This is a genomic window from Oleiphilus sp. HI0079, from assembly GCF_001635105.1.
In genome coordinates, this window is record NZ_LWFT01000771.1 from 1 (window position 1) to 1,260 (window position 1,260).

Sequence of the window (1,260 nt, forward strand, 5' to 3'; positions counted from 1 at the left end):
ATGGCGTTTACAAAGCCTGCAACGAATGCCAGTACAAATGCACCAATCTCAACCCATTTTGGTAACTGTGCAATCAATGTGCGATCCGGCCTCTGTGTGCGGTCAGTCGGTGGGATGAATGGTTTTGATGGTACTCAGCGCATTATGTGTTCAAAATTGCCCGCCTGCAATGCAGTTGGTGCGATTTCAGTGTCCGTCAGCCCTGTTTTTGGTTAGCGGCAGCATGCTTTTCTAAGTGCGTTTACTGGGTCGGTGTCAGGTTGCATCCCGTTTAACTCGTGGATGCTTTCCAATCTGTTATCAGCGATAGAAAAGGCATAGGCTGATAGGTAGCTTCCACTGCCTACTGTTCGGCTGATAACAATGAGTTCCGATAGTTGATCACCGTTAATATCGGCAAGCGTTGCTGTTTCGATCGCACCATCGCGCGCCATAATCAGGCCGTCAAGAAAGAAGGTTGTTTCATCTCCTTTAGCCCCAGCATCGTACAGCCTAACGCTGAAGCTGCCGATAGAGCGCGCCTCTCGCTCGCCTTCGGCAATCAGCAGAGTCTGGCCGGTTTGGAATGTTAGCTGCTTAATGAAGCGGTCACTGTCTCCAGCATACGAGACACCTGAAAAAGACACGGCAACGACGAATATCACGAGTCTTATTAACATTGTTTTTTCCGGGAAAAGGGTACTTGATACAAATAGAACGGCCTTTTAGGAAGTTCTTTTAGAAAAAACTCAGGTTTCTTGGCCGACGCTATTTAAGTGAATTTTAATTGGGCGACCCGAAGACGCACGGATCTTGGTTTGCTCAAACGTAGGCGGGCCGAACCGGCCTTTAGCGTTGTTAGAAAAGCCCACTAGCTCAGTCGGGATGCCGATAAAGTTGGTATTGAGCTTCCCATCCTGATCCTCATCGTAGAACACGCTCACAGAGTACAGTGCGTCATCCAAACCTGAAAGTTGAAACGAAGCCTTGCCCTTCGCATCCACGTTTTGTCGCAGCGAAACAAGAGGTTTCTTTAAATGGTGCGTTGCGGAGTCAAACAACGACAAAACGATTTGGCCTGAAGACGGCTTAGCCCCGACCACCTCAACCCTCAAGGTGATATCGTCGCTCGCGAAGGTAAGGCTTGAGCCAAGGATCGAGGCAAAAACCAATGAGACGAACAACCCGGGTGCTCTCAGAAAATGCTTGATCATGGCTAACGCTCCGGTCATTTGATGATTAGAGAGTAGTCCAAATAATCAGAACGTTTGTGTTGGTCTA

3 protein-coding genes are annotated in these 1,260 nt (G+C 48.6%); 1 reads left to right on the forward strand and 2 read right to left on the reverse strand.

What is annotated here, in order from left to right:
- A partial coding sequence (locus tag A3750_RS26170; protein WP_068548395.1) for a hypothetical protein occupies positions 1-216 on the forward strand: 216 nt, incomplete at its 5' end.
- Here the strand turns inward: A3750_RS26170 and A3750_RS14335 are convergent.
- Positions 213-659 (reverse strand): PliI family lysozyme inhibitor of I-type lysozyme, encoded by a 447-nt coding sequence (locus A3750_RS14335; protein WP_082863396.1) that lies wholly within the window; start codon positions 657-659, stop codon positions 213-215. The genes A3750_RS26170 and A3750_RS14335 overlap by 4 nt on opposite strands.
- Positions 660-728: 69 nt before the next feature.
- On the reverse strand, positions 729-1,193 hold the full coding sequence (locus A3750_RS14340; protein WP_068491734.1) for a DUF2141 domain-containing protein: 465 nt from the start codon (positions 1,191-1,193) through the stop codon (positions 729-731).
- Positions 1,194-1,260: the final 67 nt, after the last annotated feature.